This window comes from Neisseria sp. P0021.S007 (assembly GCF_051956855.1).
This window is the reverse complement of sequence record NZ_JBQCXA010001475.1, coordinates 1-475: the sequence shown is the minus strand read 5'-3', so window position 1 is coordinate 475 and position 475 is coordinate 1. Positions and strand designations below refer to the sequence as shown.

1 pseudogene is annotated in these 475 nt (G+C 52.4%); it reads left to right on the top strand.

Features of this window, described 5'->3' with window-relative positions:
- Positions 1 to 475 (top strand): annotated as a pseudogene (locus ACTHUR_RS19775) (polynucleotide adenylyltransferase PcnB); the annotation flags it as partial.

Below are 475 nucleotides of genomic sequence, written 5' to 3'. Positions count from 1 at the left end.
GTGCAACAGAACGCGCACGGCAGGATTATGAAGGACAACACTTACGGCAGCATGGAAGAAGATGCTATGCGCCGTGATTTTACCTGCAACGCGCTTTATTACGACCCGATTAAAGAAGAAATCGTCGATTTTCACCACGGCGTCGGCGATATTGCCGACCGCAAGCTGGTGATGATAGGCAATGCGGCAGAACGTTATCAGGAAGACCCTGTCCGCATCCTTCGTGCCGTGCGGTTGTCGGGCAAACTTGGGTTTGAAGTGGAAGAAAACACCGCCGCGCCGATTCCGGAGCAGGCAGGTCGTCTGAAACACGAACCCGTAGCGCGTCTGTTTGACGAAATCATGAAGCTGCTGTTTTCCGGTTATGCCAGAGAATGTCTGAAACGATTGAATACTCTCGGCGTTTCAGACGACGTCCATCCGCTTCTGACTGCGCTCAAATCGGCTGCAAAACCTGAAAACCGCATTATCTCGC